The sequence below is a fragment of the Streptomyces sp. NPDC004134 genome (assembly GCF_042874195.1).
GTDB lineage: Bacteria > Actinomycetota > Actinomycetes > Streptomycetales > Streptomycetaceae > Streptomyces.
The window spans coordinates 52,279-70,479 of record NZ_JBIAMS010000007.1 but is presented as its reverse complement, the minus strand read 5'-3'; the positions used below and the strand labels follow the sequence as shown (position 1 = coordinate 70,479).

The 18,201-nt window shown below is 72.7% G+C and carries 18 protein-coding genes and 1 tRNA gene; 6 read left to right on the top strand and 13 right to left on the bottom strand.

What is annotated here, in order from left to right; all coding sequences use genetic code 11:
- The first annotated feature begins 2 nt into the window (after positions 1-2).
- The 4 genes from ACFYVJ_RS12100 to ACFYVJ_RS12085 all read left to right on the top strand — a co-directional run bounded on the left by ACFYVJ_RS12100 (position 3) and on the right by ACFYVJ_RS12085 (position 3,387).
- The gene (locus ACFYVJ_RS12100) at positions 3-1,313 is read left to right on the top strand and encodes a sensor histidine kinase (protein ID WP_388889503.1); all 1,311 of its coding nucleotides are present in this window, start codon (positions 3-5) and stop codon (positions 1,311-1,313) included.
- On the top strand, positions 1,310-1,915 hold the full coding sequence (locus ACFYVJ_RS12095; protein ID WP_388889500.1) for a response regulator: 606 nt from the start codon (positions 1,310-1,312) through the stop codon (positions 1,913-1,915). The genes ACFYVJ_RS12100 and ACFYVJ_RS12095 overlap by 4 nt, the downstream gene beginning before the upstream one ends.
- A gap of 323 nt (positions 1,916-2,238) precedes the next feature.
- Positions 2,239-2,314 (top strand) — tRNA-Gly (locus tag ACFYVJ_RS12090).
- Positions 2,315-2,442: 128 nt separating this feature from the next.
- A complete protein-coding gene (locus tag ACFYVJ_RS12085; protein ID WP_388889497.1) occupies positions 2,443-3,387 on the top strand; it encodes an A/G-specific adenine glycosylase in 945 nt (314 codons plus the stop codon).
- Between the two features lie 243 nt (positions 3,388-3,630).
- Here ACFYVJ_RS12085 and ACFYVJ_RS12080 read toward each other — a convergent pair whose 3' ends face one another.
- The 3 genes from ACFYVJ_RS12080 to ACFYVJ_RS12070 all read right to left on the bottom strand — a co-directional run bounded on the left by ACFYVJ_RS12080 (position 3,631) and on the right by ACFYVJ_RS12070 (position 6,351).
- Positions 3,631-4,071 (bottom strand): VOC family protein, encoded by a 441-nt coding sequence (locus ACFYVJ_RS12080; protein WP_326797414.1) that lies wholly within the window; start codon positions 4,069-4,071, stop codon positions 3,631-3,633.
- Positions 4,072-4,130: 59 nt separating this feature from the next.
- Positions 4,131-4,562, bottom strand: coding sequence for a helix-turn-helix transcriptional regulator (locus ACFYVJ_RS12075; RefSeq protein WP_324841951.1), 432 nt, complete (start codon positions 4,560-4,562; stop codon positions 4,131-4,133).
- Positions 4,563-4,758: 196 nt separating this feature from the next.
- Positions 4,759-6,351 (bottom strand): MDR family MFS transporter, encoded by a 1,593-nt coding sequence (locus ACFYVJ_RS12070; protein ID WP_388889494.1) that lies wholly within the window; start codon positions 6,349-6,351, stop codon positions 4,759-4,761.
- Between the two features lie 102 nt (positions 6,352-6,453).
- Between ACFYVJ_RS12070 and ACFYVJ_RS12065 the strand changes: the two genes are divergently transcribed.
- Positions 6,454-7,014 carry a TetR/AcrR family transcriptional regulator gene (locus ACFYVJ_RS12065; protein WP_388889492.1) on the top strand — a complete coding sequence of 187 codons (561 nt, stop codon included), beginning with the start codon at positions 6,454-6,456 and terminating at the stop codon, positions 7,012-7,014.
- A gap of 131 nt (positions 7,015-7,145) precedes the next feature.
- Here the strand turns inward: ACFYVJ_RS12065 and ACFYVJ_RS12060 are convergent, their stop codons facing one another.
- Positions 7,146-9,674 (bottom strand): ATP-dependent Clp protease ATP-binding subunit, encoded by a 2,529-nt coding sequence (locus tag ACFYVJ_RS12060; protein WP_018839279.1) that lies wholly within the window; start codon positions 9,672-9,674, stop codon positions 7,146-7,148.
- Positions 9,675-10,311: 637 nt separating this feature from the next.
- Here ACFYVJ_RS12060 and ACFYVJ_RS12055 point away from each other — a divergent pair.
- On the top strand, positions 10,312-10,902 hold the full coding sequence (locus tag ACFYVJ_RS12055) for a hypothetical protein (RefSeq protein ID WP_388889489.1): 591 nt from the start codon (positions 10,312-10,314) through the stop codon (positions 10,900-10,902).
- On the opposite strand, the gene ACFYVJ_RS12050 is transcribed toward ACFYVJ_RS12055, so the two are convergent.
- The 9 genes from ACFYVJ_RS12050 to panC form a co-directional block, all read right to left on the bottom strand.
- Positions 10,841-11,167, bottom strand: coding sequence for an Lsr2 family protein (locus ACFYVJ_RS12050; RefSeq protein WP_018839280.1), 327 nt, complete (start codon positions 11,165-11,167; stop codon positions 10,841-10,843). The two genes, ACFYVJ_RS12055 and ACFYVJ_RS12050, sit on opposite strands and share 62 nt — an antisense overlap.
- 120 nt (positions 11,168-11,287) lie before the next feature.
- Entirely contained in the window at positions 11,288-11,806 is a 519-nt protein-coding gene (locus ACFYVJ_RS12045) for an amino-acid N-acetyltransferase (protein WP_047017129.1), read from the bottom strand.
- Between the two features lie 15 nt (positions 11,807-11,821).
- Entirely contained in the window at positions 11,822-12,226 is a 405-nt protein-coding gene (locus ACFYVJ_RS12040) for a BlaI/MecI/CopY family transcriptional regulator (protein ID WP_388889486.1), read from the bottom strand.
- Between the two features lie 122 nt (positions 12,227-12,348).
- Positions 12,349-12,519, bottom strand: a complete 171-nt coding sequence (locus ACFYVJ_RS12035; protein ID WP_018854367.1) for a hypothetical protein — start codon at positions 12,517-12,519, stop codon at positions 12,349-12,351.
- Positions 12,520-12,692: 173 nt separating this feature from the next.
- Positions 12,693-13,574, bottom strand: a complete 882-nt coding sequence (locus ACFYVJ_RS12030; protein WP_388889483.1) for a hypothetical protein — start codon at positions 13,572-13,574, stop codon at positions 12,693-12,695.
- A gap of 89 nt (positions 13,575-13,663) precedes the next feature.
- Entirely contained in the window at positions 13,664-14,461 is a 798-nt protein-coding gene (locus ACFYVJ_RS12025; RefSeq protein ID WP_388889480.1) for a type III pantothenate kinase, read from the bottom strand.
- Positions 14,462-15,484 carry a carboxylating nicotinate-nucleotide diphosphorylase gene (gene nadC, locus ACFYVJ_RS12020; protein ID WP_388889907.1) on the bottom strand — a complete coding sequence of 341 codons (1,023 nt, stop codon included), beginning with the start codon at positions 15,482-15,484 and terminating at the stop codon, positions 14,462-14,464. It abuts the gene before it with no gap.
- Positions 15,485-15,516: 32 nt separating this feature from the next.
- Positions 15,517-17,256, bottom strand: coding sequence for an L-aspartate oxidase (locus ACFYVJ_RS12015; RefSeq protein WP_388889477.1), 1,740 nt, complete (start codon positions 17,254-17,256; stop codon positions 15,517-15,519).
- Positions 17,253-18,194 carry a pantoate--beta-alanine ligase gene (panC, locus tag ACFYVJ_RS12010; protein ID WP_388889475.1) on the bottom strand — a complete coding sequence of 314 codons (942 nt, stop codon included), beginning with the start codon at positions 18,192-18,194 and terminating at the stop codon, positions 17,253-17,255. The genes ACFYVJ_RS12015 and panC overlap by 4 nt, the downstream gene beginning before the upstream one ends.
- Positions 18,195-18,201: the final 7 nt, after the last annotated feature.

Here is an 18,201-nt window from a genome sequence, read left to right as displayed (position 1 = left end):
AGATGACCGAGCCGGACGCGGGCGCGGGCCCCGGCCCGGATCCGGTCCAGGACGCGGACCAGGACCGTGGGCGGGGCGCGGGCGGCGGCGTACGGCGCTGGCTGCACCGCGCCCGGCGCATGAGCGGTCCCGAGCGCTGGCGCCGCTACACGGTCTCCACCATGTACTTCCTCGCGCTCTTCGAGGCCGTGCTGATCGGTGTATGGCTCGACAACACCCGCGACGACATGGGCCCGGTGCCGTTCGCCATCGTCCTCGTGCTGCTCCTCGGGCACCTCACGATGCAGATCAAGCTCTCCCTGAGCGCTGAGTTCCTCGGCGCCGCGGGACCCACCGGGCGGCTCGTCGCCCTGCACCTCGCGGTCGCCTCGGCGCTGCTCGCCGCCGCCCTCGCGCTGCGCGCGGCGGACCGGCTGGATCCGGTGGAGCTGGGGCCGTTCCTGGTGTGGGTGCTGATGTTCGCCGCCGGGCCCCTGGTGCTGGCGCTGCCGCTGCGCCGCGGCGGGGTGGTCGTCGGGGCGCTGTGCGCGACGACGCTGCTGGCCGCGACGGTGGTCGGGCCGCGCGAGGACTGGCTGCTGACCACCGCGATCACCACGGCGCTGGGCGCGCCGTTCATAGGGGCCACGTACCGCGCCTCGGCATGGGGCGTGAAGCTCGTCGACGAACTCGACGCCGCCCGCGGCGTGCAGGCCCGGCTGGCCGTCGCCGAGGAGCGGCTGCGCTTCGGCCGCGACCTGCACGACGTCCTGGGGCGCAACCTCGCCGTCATGGCGCTCAAGAGCGAGCTGGCCGTCCAACTGGCGCAGCGCGGCCGGCCCGAGGCCGCGGACCAGATGGCGGAGGTGCAGCGCGTCGCGCAGGAGTCGCAGCGCGAGATCCGCGCGGTCGTACGGGGCTACCGCGCCGCCGACCTGCACGCCGAGCTGGCCGGCGCCCGCTCGGTGCTGCGCGCGGCCGGGGTCGACTGCGAGGTGGACGACGCGGACCTGACAGCTCCGGGCCGGCGCGGTGAGGTGCCGGAGCGGGTGCAGTCGGCGCTGGCGTGGGTGGTCCGCGAGGGGACGACGAACGTGCTGCGGCACGCGGACGCCCGTATGTGCACGGTGTCGTTGCGGGTCGCGGACGGCGTCGCGGAACTCGTCATGGACAACGACGGCGCCCCCGACGCCGAACCCGGTACCCCCGCCGACGGCGCCGGGCTCACCGGGCTGCGCGAGCGGCTGGCGGCCGTCGGCGGCAGGCTGAGCGCACAGCGCAGGACAGGCGGGCGGTTCCGGCTGGCCGCGCGTATCGATCTGGAGGCGTCGTGATCCGAGTCCTGCTCGCCGACGACGAGCACCTGATCCGCGGCGCGCTGGCCGCGCTGCTGGCGCTGGAGGACGACCTGACCGTCGTCGCCGAGGCGGCGGGCGGCGACGAGGCGCTGGCCATGGCCCGCGCCCACCAGCCGGACGTCGCCGTACTCGACCTGCAGATGCCGGGGCTCGACGGCGTCGCCGTGGCGGCCTCGCTGCGTACGGCGGCACCCGGCACCGCGGCGATGATCGTCACCAGCCACGGCCGCCCGGGCGCGCTGAAGCAGGCGCTGTCCGCGGGGGTGCGGGGCTTCGTACCCAAGACGGTCACGGCGCAGCGGCTGGCGGAGGTGATCCGCACGGTGCACGCGGGCGGCCGGTACGTCGACCCGGAGCTGGCGGCGGACGCCATCGCGGCGGGCGACTCCCCGCTGACGCCGCGGGAGGCGGAGGTCCTGGAGCTGGCGGCGGACGGCGCCCCGGTCTCGGACATCGCCCGCCGCGCGTCGCTGACGCCGGGGACGGTGCGGAACTACCTGTCGTCGGCGATGACGAAGCTCAACGCGGAGAACCGCCATGCGGCGGTGCGCATGGCGAGGGAGCGCGGCTGGCTGTGAGGGGCGCGGCCGGACCGGGTGGTCCGGGTGGCGCGAAGCGGTCCGGCTGGCGCGAGGGGGTCCGGGGGCTCGCGACAGCCGTACGGGCCTCTCCGCGGCTCTGCGGGGGCGCACCGCTCCCCCGCACGCGCGAACGCCGGGCGCTCAAGCCCGCGCACGGGCGGACCACCGCGCGGGCCCATCCGGCTGCCACCACCGGCCGCTCGTACGCATCCCGCCGTTCCGGCCGCCCCGCGCGCTGCCCGCGGCCCCGGATCCCCCCGCTCCGCGGCCGGTCCGCGGCGCTCGGGCGCGGGTATAGTGGGCTGCCGCCCCATCGGCGCGCGGACGTAGCTCAGTTGGTAGAGCACCACCTTGCCAAGGTGGGGGTCGCGAGTTCGAGTCTCGTCGTCCGCTCCACGCACGGCCGCACCGGCCTCGCCGCGCACCGCCGCCTCGGCTTCGCCGCGCCTTCCGGCGGCACAACACGCAAGGCCCCCGGCGCTGCCCGGGGCCCCGCCCCTTTCTGTGCCAGGATCAGGGGTGCCATGACTGCGACCACAGCAAGTACCGCATCCGCGCCCGGCTCCGCCGGCGCCGCGCCCGCGTCTGCGCCCGAGCCCGCGGCGCTGCACGGGCCAGTCCTCCAGTGGTTCCACGAGCACGCCCGCGACCTGCCGTGGCGCCGGCCGGAAGCCGGCCCCTGGGGCGTCATGGTCAGCGAGTTCATGCTGCAGCAGACGCCGGTGAGCCGCGTGCTCCCCGTCTACACGCAGTGGCTGAAGCGCTGGCCCCGCCCCGCCGACCTGGCCGCGGAGGCGCCCGGCGAGGCCGTCCGCGCCTGGGGCCGGCTCGGCTACCCGCGCCGCGCGCTGCGGCTGCACGCCGCCGCCACCGCGATAAAGGAACGGCACAACGGCGACGTACCCAAGCGGCACGCGCAGCTCCTCGCGCTGCCCGGCATCGGCGAGTACACGGCCGCCGCCGTGGCCTCCTTCGCGTACGGGCAGCGGCACGCCGTGCTCGACACCAACGTCCGCCGGGTCTACGCCCGGCTGGTCGGCGGCACCGAGTTCCCGCCCGGCGCGACGACCGCCGTGGAGCGCCGCGTCGCGCGCGAGCTGCTGCCGGACGAGGACGCCGAGGCGGCCCGCTGGGGCGCCGCGACGATGGAGCTGGGCGCGCTCGTCTGCACGGCCCGCAAGCCCGAGTGCGGCAACTGCCCGGTGGCGACGCTCTGCTCCTGGCGGCTCGCCGGCCACCCGGCGCACGCGGGCCCGCCGCGCCGTACGCAGACGTACGCCGGCACGGACCGCCAGGTGCGCGGTCGGCTGCTGGCCGTGCTGCGGGACGCGGACGGGCCGGTGCCGCAGCAGCGGCTGGACGCCGTGTGGCACGAGCCGGTGCAGCGGGCACGGGCGCTGGACAGCCTGGTGTCGGACGGGCTGGTGGAGCCGCTGGCGGACGGGCTGTACCGGCTGCCGCAGGGCTGACGCCCGCCGCCCGCAAGGGCAGCGGGCCACCCGGCCACCCGGCCACCCGGCCACCCGGCCACCCGGCCACCCGGCCACCCGGCCACCCGGCCACCCGGCCAGGATGCCCCGGCAGGCGCCGCCGCCGGGGCCCGGCCCGCACCACGGGACGGCCGTCGGCCCTCTGGTGCGCCAGTCCGCACCGCCGGCGGCCCGTCCCGCCGGCGCGTGCCACCCGCGGCCCGCGCCGGAGGCGACCCCGCGTCAGGCCCAGGGCTTGCTGTGATCGAGCCCGCCCTCCTGGCGCTGCGTCAGCGAGTACCAGTTGCCGCTGTCGTCGCGGAAGATCGCCTCGATCCCGTACGGCCGCTCCTGCGGCTCCTGGACGAAGTCCACGCCCCGGGCGCGCAGCTTCTCGTACGTCGCCCGGCAGTCGTCCGTGTGGAACGCGCCTGCGCCCAGCACGCCCTTGCTGACGAGGGTCGTCAGCGCCTCCGCCGACTCCGGGTCGAGGCCGGGTCCCGTGGTCCGCATGAGGGCCAGCATGACGTCCGGCTGGCCGGGGACCCCGACCGTGATCCAGCGCATGCCCTCGCCCATCTCGATGTCGTCGCGGATCTCGAAGCCGAGCTTGTCGGCGAAGAAGTCGCGGCTGCGCTCCTGGTCGGTGGTCCAGACGGTGGTGATGGCCAGGTTCGTGATCATGGCGTTCTCCCTGGTGGGGTGGTACTTCCCTGCTGCGGCCACCGTAGGCAGGGGCGGCCTCAGCCCGCTTCCTCAGAGTTGCGCTCCCGGATCCGCGGGTCGAACCCACCGGCCCAGAGCAGCGCGAAGCAGCCGGGTATGAGCGCGGTCCCGCGGCCCACGTGGGCGTCGCGGTACGCGGTCGGGGAGAGCCCCGTACGCCGCTTGAAGCTGGCGGAGAACGTGCCGAGGGCGGAGAAGCCGACCAGGTGGCAGACCTCGGTGACGGAGAGGTTGCACGTGCGCAGCAGGTGCTCGGCGCGCTCCAGGCGGCGGCGCGTCAGATACTGCCCTGGAGTCTCGCCGTAGGCGGCCTTGAAGGCGCGGATGAAGTGGAACCGGGAGTAACCGGCGTGCCTCGCCACCGCGTCCAGGTCGAGGGCCGGGTCGGCCCAGTCGCGGTCCATGGCGTCCTTGGCGCTGCGGAGAGCGCGCAGATCGGGGCGAAGCACTCTTCGAGCATGGCACGCCCCACCGACAACCGGCCCGCCGCGCGCACCGCCGCCGGCGTCGGCTCGTGCCCGGCAGCGGGCCGCCCCGTCCGCGTACGGCGCCGGCCTTCCGGCCCGTACGCACACAGAAGGGCCGCGCGCCCCCGGCCCGCTACTGCGGGAGGCGCGCGGCCCGTCAACGGGGCCCCGGGTCCGCTCAGACCTTCGCCGGGGCCTCCGCCTCCGCTTGCGCGGAGTCCGGACCGGCGTCCCCGGCCGATCCGGCGTCATCCTTCGCCGGGCCTGCCCCGCGCAGCGGGACCTCCTTGACGAACCACGAGGCGAGGAACGCGAGTGCCGCGATCGCCGCGCCCCAGAGGAAGACCTGGTGGGTGCCGTTCGAGACGGCGTTGAGGTACGCCTCCTTGATCTGCGCCGGCAGTTGCTCGATCCGCTCCGGGGTCAACTGCCCGCCGCTGCCCGCCGCCTTCTCGCCCGCGGGACCTGCTTCCTCGGCCATCGTGTCGGCGACCCGGCTGCTGAAGATGGCGCCCATCAGCGCGACGCCGAAGGAGCCGCCGATGGTGCGGGTCAGGGTGATGGTGGAGCTGCCGGAGCCCATGTCGCGCATCTCCAGGCTGTTCTGCCCGACGAGCATCGACATCTGGATCATGAAGCCCAGGCCGGCGCCCATCACGGCCATGTAGAGCCCGGAGGTCAGCCGGGAGGTGCCGGTGTCCATCGTGGACAGCAGGTACATCCCGGCGATCAGGGCGGCGCCGCCGACGATCGGGTAGATCCTGTAGCGCCCGGTCTTGGTCGTGGCCCGGCCGACGAAGAGCGAGACGATCATGACAGGCAGCATCATCGGCAGGAGCAGCAGGCCGGAGTTGGTGGCCGAGGCGCCCTGGACGCTCTGCTGGAACAGCGGCAGGAAGGTCACGCCGCCGAACATCACGAAGCCGACGATGAAGCCGATGACGTTCATCAGTGTGAAGTTGGCGTTGCGGAAGATGCGCAGCGGGATGATCGGCTCGGCCGCGCGGGTCTCGGCCCAGCCGAAGGCGGCCAGCGCGGCGACGCCGAGCACGGCCAGGCCGATGATCTGCACCGAGCCCCAGTCGTACTCCGTACCGCCCCAGGAGGTCACCAGCACCAGGGCCGTCAGCCCGATCGAGAGCAGGGCGGCGCCGGTGTAGTCCACGCGCGCCTTGATGCGCTTCTTCGGCAGGTGCAGCACGGCGGAGATGACGAAGAGGGAGACGGCGCCGAGCGGCAGGTTGATGTAGAAGGCCCAGCGCCAGCCGAGGTGGTCGGTGATCGTCCCGCCGACCAGCGGGCCGCCGATGGTGGCGATGCCCATGACGGCGGCCATCATGCCCTGGTACCGGCCGCGTTCGCGGGGCGGCACGAGGTCGCCGATGATCGCCATCACGCCGACGATGAGACCGCCGCCGCCCAGGCCCTGGACCGCGCGGAAGGCGATGAGCTGGCCCATGTCCTGGGCCATGCCGGAGAGGGCGGAGCCGATCAGGAAGAGGACTATCGAGGACATGAAGATGCCCTTGCGGCCATAGAGGTCGCCGAACTTGCCCCACAGCGGCGTGGAGACGGCGATGGCCAGGGTGTACGCGGTGACCACCCAGGCGAGGTGGTTGAGGCCGCCGAGCTCACCGACGATCGTCGGCATCGCGGTGCCGACGATCAGGTTGTCCAGCATCGCGAGCATCATGGTGATCATCAGGCCGAGCATGATCACCCTGATGTTCCGCGGCGGTGCTGGGACCGCCTCCTGATCCTTGTCCGCCATGACCCCTCTCCCTACTTACTTGCCGCCCGGCTAGTGGGTACTATGTGAACGTACGCCGCTACTTGCCGGGCGTCAAGTAAGTATCTGACGGAAGCAGGGATCATGGGCACGACCAGGAGCGACACCCGCCAGCGCATTCAGGACGTGGCGCTGGAGCTCTTCGCCGACAAGGGCTACGACAAGACTTCCCTGCGCGAGATCGCCGAACGGCTCGACGTCACCAAGGCCGCGCTGTACTACCACTTCAGGACCAAGGAAGACATCCTCGTCAGCCTGGTCGAGGACCACTTCGGGCGGGTCGACGAGCTGATCGCCTGGGGGCAGTCCCAGCCGGCCACGCTGGAGACCCGGCTGGAGCTGCTGGCGCGCTACAGCGCGCTGCTCGCCGGCGGCGACACGCTCTTCCGGTTCATGCAGGAGAACCAGGCGAGCATCCGCGAGCTGAGCCTCGGCGAGACCTTCAAGGCGCGGATGGCCGACATCATCGGGATGCTGCGCGACAAGGACGCCGACCTGCGGGACCAGGCCCGCAGCATCGCCGCGATCTTCACCATGCACGCCGGGATGTTCGCCCTGGACGACGCGAAGGGTGACCCGGAGGAGAAGCGGCTCGCCTGCCTGGAGGTCGCGCAGGAGCTGGTGACGTCCGCGTACAGGGGCTGACCCCAGGGACGTCTCGTACGCGCCACTCCCACGCTGCCCCGGCGCACCCCGCACGTACACGCAGAGCCGCCCCGGACCGAGTGGTCCGGGGCGGCTCTGTGTCGTACGGCGGAAGCCGAGCCGCTACGGGCTCACGCCTCCTTGCTCAGGTTCGGGCCCGCGCCGCCTGCGGCGGCGTCGACCGGCGGGGCGTCGGGCAGCGCCGACTTCTCCTCGCCGCGGAAGGTGAACGTCGCGTCGTCACCCTCGCCCTCGGTGTCGACCACCACGATGTGGCCCGGGCGCAGCTCGCCGAAGAGGATCTTCTCCGAGAGCACGTCCTCGATCTCCCGCTGGATCGCGCGGCGCAGCGGCCGGGCGCCCAGCACCGGGTCGAAGCCCCGCTTGGACAGCAGGTCCTTGGCCTCGGTGGAGAGCTCGATGGCCATGTCGCGGTCCTTGAGCCGGTTGTCCAGCTCGGCCAGCCGCAGGTCGACGATCTCGATGATGTCGTCCCTGGTGAGCTGGTGGAAGACCACGATGTCGTCCACACGGTTGAGGAACTCGGGCCGGAAGTGCTGCTTGAGCTCCTCGCTGACCTTGGACTTCATCCGCTCGTAGCCGGTCTTGACGTCGCCCCCGGCGGCGAACCCCAGGCCGAAGCCCTTGGAGATGTCCTTGGTGCCGAGGTTGGTCGTCATGATGATGATCGTGTTCTTGAAGTCCACGACCCGGCCCTGGGAGTCGGTCAGGCGACCGTCCTCCAGGATCTGCAGCAGCGAGTTGAAGATGTCCGGGTGGGCCTTCTCGACCTCGTCGAAGAGGACGACGGAGAACGGCTTCCGGCGCACCTTCTCGGTGAGCTGACCGCCCTCCTCGTACCCGACGTAGCCGGGCGGGGAGCCGAACAGCCGCGAGACGGTGTGCTTCTCGCTGAACTCCGACATGTCGAGCTGGATGAGCGCGTCCTCGTCACCGAAGAGGAACTCCGCCAGCGTTTTCGACAGCTCCGTCTTACCGACGCCGGACGGGCCGGCGAAGATGAACGAACCGCCGGGGCGCTTCGGGTCCTTGAGGCCCGCCCGCGTACGCCGGATGGCCTGGGAGAGCGCCTTGATGGCGTCCTCCTGCCCGATGACGCGCTTGTGCAGCTCGTCCTCCATGCGCAGCAGCCGCGAGGACTCCTCCTCGGTCAGCTTGAAGACCGGGATGCCGGTGGCGGTGGCCAGGACCTCGGCGATGAGCTCCTCGTCCACCTCGGCGACGACGTCCATGTCGCCGGCCTTCCACTCCTTCTCCCGCTGCGCCTTCTGCGCCAGGAGCTGCTTCTCCTTGTCGCGCAGCCCGGCGGCCAGCTCGAAGTCCTGCGAGTCGATCGCGGACTCCTTCTCGCGCCGCACGTCGGCGATCTTCTCGTCGAACTCCCGCAGGTCCGGCGGCGCGGTCATCCGGCGGATACGCATCCGCGAGCCCGCCTCGTCGATCAGGTCGATCGCCTTGTCCGGCAGGAAGCGGTCGGAGATGTACCGGTCGGCGAGCTGGGCCGCGGCGACCAGCGCGGCGTCCGTGATGGACACCCGGTGGTGCGCCTCGTACCGGTCGCGCAGACCCTTGAGGATCTCGATGGTGTGCTGCAGCGACGGCTCCGCGACCTGGATCGGCTGGAAGCGGCGCTCCAGGGCCGCGTCCTTCTCCAGGTGCTTGCGGTACTCGTCGAGCGTGGTGGCGCCGATGGTCTGCAGCTCGCCGCGGGCCAGCATCGGCTTGAGGATGCTCGCCGCGTCGATCGCGCCCTCGGCGGCCCCCGCGCCCACCAGGGTGTGCAGCTCGTCGATGAACAGGATGATGTCGCCGCGGGTGCGGATCTCCTTGAGCACCTTCTTCAGGCGCTCCTCGAAGTCACCGCGGTAGCGGGAGCCCGCGACCAGGGCGCCGAGGTCCAGGGTGTAGAGGTGCTTGTCCTTCAGCGTCTCGGGCACCTCGCCCTTGACGATGGCCTGCGCCAGGCCCTCGACGACGGCGGTCTTGCCCACGCCGGGCTCGCCGATGAGGACGGGGTTGTTCTTCGTCCGGCGGGACAGCACCTGCATGACCCGCTCGATCTCCTTCTCGCGCCCGATGACCGGGTCGAGCTTGGACTCGCGGGCGGCCTGCGTGAGGTTCCGGCCGAACTGGTCGAGCACCAGGGACGTCGACGGCGTGCCCTCGGCGGGGCCGCCGGCCGTGGCGGTCTCCTTGCCGCCCTGGTAGCCGGAGAGCAACTGGATGACCTGCTGCCGCACCCGGTTCAGGTCGGCGCCCAGCTTCACGAGGACCTGGGCGGCGACGCCCTCGCCCTCGCGGATGAGGCCGAGCAGGATGTGCTCCGTACCGATGTAGTTGTGCCCGAGCTGAAGGGCCTCGCGGAGCGACAGCTCCAGGACCTTCTTCGCCCGGGGCGTGAAGGGGATGTGGCCGGACGGGGCCTGCTGGCCCTGGCCGATGATCTCCTCCACCTGCTGGCGGACCGCCTCGAGCGAGATCCCGAGGCTCTCCAGGGCCTTTGCGGCGACACCCTCACCCTCGTGGATCAGGCCCAGGAGGATGTGCTCGGTGCCGATGTAGTTGTGGTTGAGCATCCGGGCTTCTTCCTGAGCCAGGACGACAACCCGCCGCGCGCGGTCGGTGAACCTCTCGAACATCGTTAATCGCTCCTCAGAGCGGTCAGGCAGATCGGGGACGTTCCCCTCCCTGTCCTTCCGCAGCTTAGTCCCGCAAGCGGGGACCGCTCATTCCAACTGCCGACACCCGGACGCTGACTCCCTCAGTCTCCTGCACCGGGCATCCGGCTACTGCTCCAACCCGATGGTGCGAGACGATGTTCCCGCAGGCCAGGCGAATACTCTCAATGCCGCTACGCCCATGGCGAACGCCGCCGCCGGACCCTGCCGAAGCCACCGCTCTCACCAGCACCACTAGCCAAGTCTTACCCGCGCCATGGGCCGTGCCATCAGATTTTCCGGCCTCTTCACTGCGCTGACGGCGAACACGGTGGAACGTCTGTGGACGCTGGTGCGGGGAAGAAGAAGCGCGCTATGCGACCGGGATGACACATGTCGTAACCAACGCGGGTGCGACCCCGTTGCTCACGGTGTGACCGGCCCCGTGATCCCGCGCCAGACCGGCCCGCAGGGCAGGCCCGCCCCGGCGGGCGGAAGCGGCGCGCGCGTCCGGAAAGGACCGGGCGCGGACACGGCCGGAGAAGCGGCCGGAGAAGCGGCCGGAGAGACGGCGGGAGAAGCGGCCGGCGAGGCAGCCGGGCGGGCTCTTTCAGCCGGGGTGGCGCTGCCGGCGGGGGCGCTGCGCTGCGACGTACTGGAGATGCCCGCGGAGGCCGGCTGGGCCGTGCTGCGCCGGCGGCCAGCCACAGGACCCGTGGGGCTGGCCGGCGGCCGGATGCGCTTCCTGATCGCCGAGGGCGGCGCGGCGGAGCTGCCGGGCCTGCTGGACTGGCTGGAGTGGGGCGGTATCCCACTGGATCTGAGCGCGGCGCCGGCGGCGGTACGGAGCTGGCCGCCGACGCTCTGGCTGCGCCCGCCCGGCCGGGCGGCGCTGGCGCGGCTCCCCGCGGTGCGGCTGCCCGTGGGCACGGGGGCCGGCCGCGGGGGCGGAGTCGTGGATGGGGATGGCGTAGGAGATGACGCCGGTGGCGTCGAAGACGCCGGCCGCGAAGCTGCCGAAGGGGATGGGGACAGGGGTTACGCGGACGGCGATGCCGTGCCGGCACGGAACCGGGTTGCGGACCGGCCGGATCTGGTACGGCTGGTGAGCGCGGCGGCGACGGCCTGCCACCGCCTCGCCCTGAACGTCAGCCGTTCGCCTTTTCGTATGCCTCGCGGATGTTCGCCGGAACACGGCCACGCTCGCTGACCTCGTAACCCTGCTCCTTCGCCCACGCGCGGATCTTCGCCGTGTCCTGGCTGCCGGACGCCCCGCCGCGAGAACGCTTCGTGGCGCGGCCACCGGTCCTGCGGCCGCTCTTCACGTACTGCTCCAGAGCGGTGCGCAGCTTTTCCGCGTTGGCAGTCGTGAGGTCGATCTCGTAGGACTTGCCGTCAAGAGCGAACGTCACGGTCTCGTCGGCCTCACCGCCATCGAGATCATCGACGAGAAGGACCTGTACCTTCTGAGCCACCGGGCTTCCCTTTCATCGGAACAATGTGTGCTGGCGAAAGCAAACCGCTTTTCAGCGAAAAACTCAAACCCTGCCGGAGAACTCGCTCAACAATATCTGCGCGATTCGGACATAGCGCCATCACAGATGCAGCAGCATCCTGCTGTTGCCGAGGGTGTTGGGCTTCACCCGCTCCAGGTCGAGGAACTCGGCAACGCCCTCGTCATACGAGCGCAGTAGCTCACTGTAGACGTCCTGGTCCACCGGAGTCTCGCCGATCTCGACGAAGCCGTGCTTGGCGAAGAAGTCGACTTCGAACGTGAGGCAGAAAATGCGGCTGACACCGAGCCAGCGGGCGGTGTGCAGCAACTTGTCGAGGAGTTGGTGGCCGATGCCGGTGCCCTTGCGAGCCGGATCCACGGCCAGCGTACGCACCTCGGCGAGGTCCTCCCACATCACGTGCAGCGCCCCGCAGCCGACCACGGCGGCGTCCGTGTCCCGCTCGGCCACCCAGAACTCCTGGATGTCCTCGTAAAGCGTCACGGTGGCTTTGTCGAGAAGGATGTCGCGGTGCACGTAGGGGTCGAGCAGCCGCCGGATGGCCCGGACATCCGAGGTGCGGGCACGCCGGATCGTGACCCCGTAAGAATCGCTGGGCATGGCATGACGCTATCGTCACGCGCTTGCTTCGCCGCCACCGGCTTCGGTGTCACCGGGTGAGTCCAGCGACACGACGCGTAGCGCATCGCGCAGGGCCTCGACCTGGCCCGGCGACATCATGCCGAAGAACGCGACAAGGGCCGCCGCTGGATTGTCGCTGGCGGCCCACGCCTCGTTCATGAGTGCGGCGGAGTAGGCGGCCCGGGTGGAGACCGCTTCATATCGATAGGCGCGGCCTTCGGGGGCGCGCCGCAGCCAGCCCTTCTGGTGGAGGTTGTCCATTACGGTCATGACGGTGGTGTACGCGAGAGAGCGTTCCTGCTGGAGGTCTTCCAGCACTTCCCTGACCGTGACCGGGCGGTTCCACTCCCACACCCGGGTCATGACCGCGTCTTCGAGCTCTCCCAATGGCCGGACCACGCCAGCACAATACCCGTAGGAGCGTGAACAATGGGGCGATTGGGACGGGGAAGGGAGCGGCGGGCGTGGCGATTCGGGCGGCGCAGGCGTGCCCGCCGCCGACGTTAGGGGGCTGCTCCGCGTTACTCGGCCGACTTCTGCTTCGCCGCTTCCGCCTGCGCGAATGCGGCGTCGACGGCGGCGTCTTCCTTGGCCTTGTTGGGGCCGCCCTGGTTCTTGACGATCGTCACGATCATCACGGTGAAGGCGACGGCCATGACGGTCGACGGAAGCAGCGCGGAGAGGTAATCCATGAGAGCCATCCATCGTTGCGGGCTACTGGGCGCGGGCGCCGCGGAGGTGCCGCGGCCTCCAGCGTAGCCCGGCGGGGTCGGCAGGCCCGCGGGTGGGGTGGAGGTGCGCCGGGGGCCCGGCGTACGAAGGCGGAGGCCGGGCCGTACGGGGAGGCGGGCCGTACGGCCGGAGGTCAGGCCGTACGGGCCGCGTGGGGGCGTAGCAGATGCTCCGGGGGGCGGGCCGGGCGGCGGCGGGGCGGGAAGACCTCGGCGGGGGTGGGCACCGGCCGGTTCGGGGACGCGGGCTGCCGGTCCGGGGGGTTCTCGCGGGGCGGGCGCTTCGGCTGCTCGCCGGGCTTGCGCGGCTGCCGGTCCGGGGCGGGCTCCGACTCCTCCGAGCCCTGCGCCGCCCTGGGGGCCCTGCCGCCGGGCAGGGCGCGCAGCGCGGGGCGCGGGAGGAGCGGGAACGGCACCGGGGGCACCTTCGGCACGGAGGGGGCCGCCGGGGCCGCCGGCGCCGTGGCCGCGGCGGGCGGCACGGTCGCGGCCGTAGCGGTCGGTGCCGTAGCCGTCGGGACCTGAGGGACCGGCTCCTCCGGGCGGCGGCGGAGCGGCACCAGGGCGGCCTTCAGCGCCTCGCAGCGCCGCAGCAGCCGCTGCCGGCGCTGCGCCACGCCCGAGTCCGCCGGCTCGTCGCACAGGGCGCGCAGAGCGGCGATGTCGGCCTGCCCGGGTACGTAGCCGGTGGCCAGCGCGTCGTGCAGCAGCTCCGCGTAGCCGGAGGCGCTGCCGGGGAGCGCGGCGCGGTAGCGGGCGAGGTCGGCGTTACGGAACAGGCGCATCCGGTCCGCCTCGGCCGCCGCCTCGTCCAACGCCGCGGCCAGCTCCGTGCAGTCCCGTACGACGGCACCGCGCGGGACCGCCCGCGCGGCGGCCGGCTCCGCTCCGTCACCCCTGGCGGGCCTGGGCAGGCCCCAACTCGACTCGATGGCGATGGCCAGCGCGTCACGCACGACGCGGAGCTCGTCGGCGCTGAGCGCCACACCGCCTCGGGAACCGTATGGCGTAGGCATAATCCGACTTTAGGCCCTGAATAGGGCTCATGCCGCGAAGGCGCGCGGAACGGGCTATCGCCGCGGGGCGGGCCGCGGCCACGTACCCGTCAGGTGGTCGAGACGTTCCGCTCGTAGACCAGGCGGAGGCCGACCAGCGTCAGCCACGGCTCGTGCTCGTCGATCACCGAGGAGTCGGCGAGCATCATCGGCGCCAGCCCGCCGGTCGCGATGACGGTGACCTCGTCCGGGTCGTCGGCCAGCTCCGCCGCCATCCGGTTGACCACGCCGTCGACCTGTCCCGCGAACCCGTAGAGGATGCCGGACTGCATCGCCTCGACCGTGTTCTTGCCGATCACCGAACGCGGCCGGGCCAGTTCGATCTTGCGCAACTGCGCGCCGCGTACGCCCAGGGCCTCCGTCGAGATCTCGATGCCCGGCGCGATGACCCCGCCGACGTACTCGCCGCGCTCACTGACCGCGTCGAACGTCGTCGCCGTGCCGAAGTCGACGACGATGGCCGGGCCGCCGTACAGCTCTGCCGCCGCCAGGGCATTGATGATGCGGTCGGCGCCGACTTCCTTGGGGTTGTCCATCAGGACGGGGACGCCCGTCTTCACGCCCGGCTCGACGAGCACGGAGGGGACGTCGCCGTAGTAGCGGCGGGTGACCTCGCGCAGCTCGTGCAGCACCGAGGGGACGGTGGAGCAGATGGCGATGCCGTGGATGCCGTCGCCCAGTTCCTCGCCGAGCAGCGGGTGCATCCCCATCAGGCCCTGGAGCAGCACCGCGAGTTCGTCGGCGGTGCGGCGCGCGTCGGTGGAGATGCGCCAGTGCTCGACGATCTCCTCGCCGTCGAAGAGGCCGAGGACGGTGTGGGTGTTCCCGACGTCGATGGTGAGGAGCATCTAGCCGTCGCCCTCCTCGCGCAGGTCCAGGCCGATGTCGAGGATGGGGGTGGAGTGGGTGAGCGCCCCTACGGCCAGGTAGTCGACGCCCGTCTCCGCGTACGCGCGCGCGTTGTCGAGCGTCAGCCGCCCGGAGGACTCCAGCCGGGCGCGGCCGGCGACGAGCGCGACGGCCTCCTCGGTCTCCACGGGCGTGAAGTTGTCCAGCAGGATGAGGTCGGCGCCCGCGTCGACGGCCTCGCGCACCTGGTGCAGGGTGTCCGCCTCCACCTCCACGTCCAGGTCGGGGAACTCGGCCCGTACGAGCCGGAACGCCTCGGCCAGGCCGCCCGCCGCCACGACGTGGTTGTCCTTGACCAGCGCCGCGTCCGACAGGGACATGCGGTGGTTGACGCCGCCGCCGCAGCGCACCGCGTACTTCTCCAGCGCGCGCAGTCCCGGCGTCGTCTTGCGGGTGTCGCGGACCTTCGCCTTGGTGCCCTCCAGGGTGTCGGCCCAGGCGCGGGTGGAGGTGGCGATTCCGGACATGCGGCAAAGGAGGTTGAGCGCGCTGCGTTCGGCAGTAAGGAGGTCGCGCGTGCGGGTGCGTACGGACAGCAGCGGCTGTCCGGCCGCGACCAGGTCGCCGTCCTCCGCGTGCCGTTCGACCTCCATGTCGTCGGTGCAGACGACGGACAGCACCGCCTCGGTGACGCGCAGGCCGGCGACCACGCCGGCCTCGCGGGCGGTGAAGTCGCCCGTGGCCACGGCGTCTTCGGGGACGGTGGCGACGGTCGTCACGTCCACGCCGTGGTCGAGGTCCTCCTCGACGGCGAGGTGGGCGACGTCCTCGACGTAGACGGGGTCGAGGCCCGCGTCGACGAGGAGCTGGGCGAGACCGGGGTCCAGGCCGCACTCCAGGGGGTCGTGGCCGTACGCCGCTTCGGCAGCACCGTCGCCTGCCCCGCAGCCGCAGGCGTCGCCGCAGCCCCCTGCGCCGGCGCCGGTGTCCGGGCCGCCGAGGGGCAGGAGCGTCAGCTCCACGGGCTGGGGTCGGTGGGGCTCTGGGGTGCTGCTCACGGGGTCTCCCGGTGGAAGGCGGTGCCGGCCGTGGTCCGGACGGCGGGTGCGGGGTGTGCGGGGTGTGCGGGGTGCGTCGGGTCTTCGGGGCGTACGGGGTCCGCGGGGCTTTCGGGGCGTACGGGATCGGGGGTGAGGGTGAGGAGGAAGTGGCGGGCCCACCGGGCGTCGTCCCGGTCGGCGTGGTCCTCGCGCCAGTGCGAGCCGCGGGTCTCGGCGCGGCGCCTGGCGCACTCGACGAGGACCTGCGCGACGAGCAGCAGGTTGGTCGCCTCCCAGGTCTCCACGCACGGCGCCGCGGGCGCGGGGCGCGCGGTGTCGCGTATCGCGCGCAGCGCGTCGGCGGCCCCGTCCAGGCTGGCGGCGGAGCGCAGGACGCCGGCGCCCGCGGTCATCACGCGCTGGATGTCCGCGCGCGCCTCCTGCGGCAGGAGCGGGATCTCCCGGGGCGGGCTCTTCTCCTCCGGCGCTGCCGGTTCCGCCCGTACGGGCGCGGCCGCGACGTCCGCCGCGATGCGCTCGGCGAAGACCAGGCCCTCCAGGAGGGAGTTGGACGCCAGCCGGTTCGCGCCGTGCACGCCCGTGCAGGCCACCTCACCGCACGCGTACAGGCCCGGGACGCTCGTGTGGCCCCGGAGGTCCGTGACGACGCCGCCGGAGGCGTAGTGGGCCGCGGGGGCGACCGGGACGAGGTCGTGGACCGGGTCGAAGCCGTGGGCGCGGCAGGCCGCGAAGATCGTCGGGAAGCGTGTCTTCCACATCTCCGCGCCGAAGTGCCGCCCGTCGAGGTACATGTGGTCGGCACCCTGCTCGCGCATGCGCCGCGTGATGCCCTTGGCCACGATGTCGCGCGGCGCCAGCTCCGCCAGCTCGTGCTGACCCACCATGAACCGCACGCCGTCGGCGTCGACGAGGTGGGCGCCCTCGCCCCGTACCGCCTCGGAGACCAGCGGCTGCTGGCCCTCCGCGTCCGGGCCCAGGAACATCACCGTCGGGTGGAACTGCACGAACTCCAGGTCCGACACCTCCGCGCCGGCGCGCAGCGCGAGGGCGACACCGTCGCCGGTGGAGACCGCCGGGTTGGTGGTCGCGGAGAAGACCTGGCCCATGCCGCCGGTGGCGAGCACCACCGCGGGGGCGTGCACGGCGCCCACGCCATCGCGCGCGCCCTCGCCCATGACGTGCAATGTGACCCCGGCGGCACGCCCTTCCGCGTCCTTGATCAGATCGAGTACGAGCGCGTGCTCGACGGTCTCGATGCCCGCCTCGCGCACGGCCGCGACCAGCGCGCGGGAGACCTCCGCGCCGGTCGCGTCGCCGCCCGCGTGAGCGATGCGGCGGCGGTGGTGGCCGCCCTCGCGGGTCAGCTCGATGGCGCCGGTGGCGGGGTCGGTGTCGAAGGTGGCACCGGTGGCGATGAGGCGGCGTACGGCGGCGGGGCCCTCGGTGACGAGGGTGCGTACGGCGTCCTCGTCGCACAGCCCGGCGCCGGCGACGAGGGTGTCGGCGAGGTGCTGCTCGGGGCTGTCGCCGTCGCCGAGGGCGGCCGCGATGCCGCCCTGGGCCCAGCGGGTGGAGCCGTCGTCGAGGTTGGCCTTGGTGACCACGGCGACCCGCAGGCCCGCCTCGGCGCAGCGCAGCGCGGCGGTGAGGCCGGCGACGCCGGAGCCGACCACGACGACGTCGGTGTCCAGTACCCAGCCGGGGGCCGGGGCGCCGAGCCGTATCGCGGTCATCTGGCACCTCCGAAGGTGAGGCGGATGTTGTCGATGAGGCGGGTGGCGCCGACCTTGGCGGCGACGGCCAGGACGGCCTCGCGGGCGGCGCCGTCTTTCCGTGGCGCAGCGGCCCCGTCCTCCGCCGTGGCGTCAGTGACGGGGGTGAAGTCCGCCGGGTCCACCAGGGCGGCGTAGTCCAGCTCCAGCGGGGGTGTCAGTGTGCCCGCGTCGTGCAGCACGGACTGTGCCGCGGCCAGCGCATCCCGCGGGGTGCCCGCCGCGGCGCGCGCCGCGAACAGCGCGCGGGACAGCGCGAGCGCGGTGCGGCGCTCCGGCGCGGAGAGGTACACGTTGCGGCTGGACAGGGCGAGCCCGTCCGGCTCGCGTACGGTCGGCACGCCGAGGATCCGCACCGGGAAGTTCAGGTCGCGCACCATCCGCGTGATCAGGGCGAGTTGCTGGGCGTCCTTCTGCCCGTACAGCGCCACGTCCGGCCGCGTGAGGTGCAGCAGTTTGGCGACGACGGTCAGCATTCCGTCGAAGTGCCCCGGGCGGAACGCGCCTTCCAGCCGCTCCCCCATCGGCCCGGCGCTGATGCGCACGTGCGGTTCGCCGCCCGGATAGACCTCGTCAGCGGACGGGGCGTAGACGATGTCCGCGCCCTCCTTGCCCGCGAGCAGGACGTCGGCGTCGAGGGTGCGGGGGTAGCGGTCGAGGTCCTCGCCGGGGCCGAACTGCAGCGGGTTGACGAAGACGGTGACCACGACCTGCCCGTACGGGCCGACTTCGGTGCGGGCGGCGCGGACGAGGGCGGCGTGGCCCTCATGCAGGGCGCCCATGGTCATCACCACGGCGCGCGCCGGGCGTTCGGGCGCGGCACCGGGCGCTTCCGGGGGCTCATGCGCCCCCGGCGGCTCCGGCAGATCCGCTGCCTGGTGTACGAGTAGAGCGGTCATCGTCGCC